This window comes from Caenibacillus caldisaponilyticus, from assembly GCF_002003465.1.
Lineage (GTDB): Bacteria > Bacillota > Bacilli > Bacillales > Sporolactobacillaceae > Caenibacillus > Caenibacillus caldisaponilyticus.
Window position 1 is genome coordinate 1 of record NZ_BDDQ01000136.1, and the last position, 1,504, is coordinate 1,504.

Below are 1,504 nucleotides of genomic sequence, written 5' to 3' on the forward strand. Positions count from 1 at the left end.
CAAAAACAAAAAACAAAAAGGAGGAAAGCAACTATGGCTCAATACAATATTACAATAAGCGATGAAATCCTGCACGGGTTCTTGTCGCAAGATCAAGGACTGGCCAAACTGTTGGAACAGGTCTTGAATCAAATCCTTGAAGCCCAGTTAACGGATCAACTTGGCGCCGGCCGTTATGAGCGCACAGAGGAGCGAAAAGGCTATCGAAACGGGTCTTATCCCCGGCAATTGACGACTCGGGTGGGACGGTTGACCTTGCGCGTGCCGCGGACAAGGGATGGGGAGTTTTCCACTGAACTCTTTCAACGTTATCAACGGAGCGAACAAGCTCTGGTACTGGCCCTCATGGAAATGGTCGTAAACGGGGTGTCCACCCGAAAAATCACCCAAATCACGGAGGAATTATGCGGCACCTCGTTTTCCAAATCCACGGTTTCCTCGCTATGCAAGGGGCTGGATCCGATGATCCAAGACTGGAATGACCGTTCCCTTCATGAACATGTGTATCCGTTTGTGCTAGTAGATGCTATTTATACGAAAGTCCGGGAAGATGGACGGGTACGTTCCAGAGCCGTTTTGATCGCCACAGGAGTGAATGAGGAAGGATACCGGGAAATTCTTGGCCTGCAAATCGGAAACAGTGAATCGGAGTCCAGCTGGAGCGAGTTCTTCGGATGGCTGAAAGACCGGGGACTCCGGGGAGTGGACTTGATCATCTCGGATCAACACGGCGGGCTGGTGCAAGCGATTGAAAAGCATTTCCAAGGCGCGACATGGCAGCGATGCCAGACACATTTTATTCGCAATATCCTCGATGCCGCACCAAAGTATATGCAGGATGCCTTGCTTGAGGAGATTCGCGGGATTCTTCACGCCCCCAATAAGCAGGCGGCCCGGCTGTTATTGGAACAAGTGCTGGCCAAATGGGAAGAAAAAGCCCCAAAAGCCATGCAAATCCTTGAAGAGGGATTCGAAGACGCCACGGCTGTCTTGGACTATCCGGAGCGTTACCGGCGGCGCCTGCGCACAACCAATGGCATCGAACGGCTCAATGAGGAAATCCGCCGCAGAGAACGGGTGATCCGCATTTTTCCGAACCGGGAATCGGTGTATCGCCTCGTAGGCGCCGTGTTGATCGAAATGGACGAAAAATGGATATCGGGACGCAAATACCTGGATATGTCCGACTATTGGCAGTGGCGGAAAACGAAAGAGTTAGGCGTTCAAACGATGAATCAGGAAGTTTCGGCGATCAAGAAAGTGGGATAATTTCTTCGACGTGTCAAGGAGAACGTGAAATACCTCGGAAGCGAGGAGTTGCCGCGAAAGCGCCTTGACACACCTGTACTTTGACAACAATGATCATTAGTCCGGGAAGGCGACCGGCAGGGAGACTTGCCGGACTTACCTGCCATACGTCAGGTCATCAGGTCCATCTTTCTATCAAAGGGAAATTTACACAATAAAATGGACTTGACCCAACCGAATAAATSATTTKHCAAAT

1 protein-coding gene is annotated in these 1,504 nt (G+C 50.7%); it reads left to right on the forward strand.

Going from position 1 to position 1,504, the window contains the following annotated elements; genetic code table 11:
* Positions 1-33 precede the first annotated feature (33 nt).
* Complete coding sequence (locus CCB157_RS16820) at positions 34-1,269, forward strand: IS256 family transposase (protein WP_077616938.1); 1,236 nt, start codon at positions 34-36, stop codon at positions 1,267-1,269.
* The last annotated feature ends 235 nt before the right edge of the window (positions 1,270-1,504 follow it).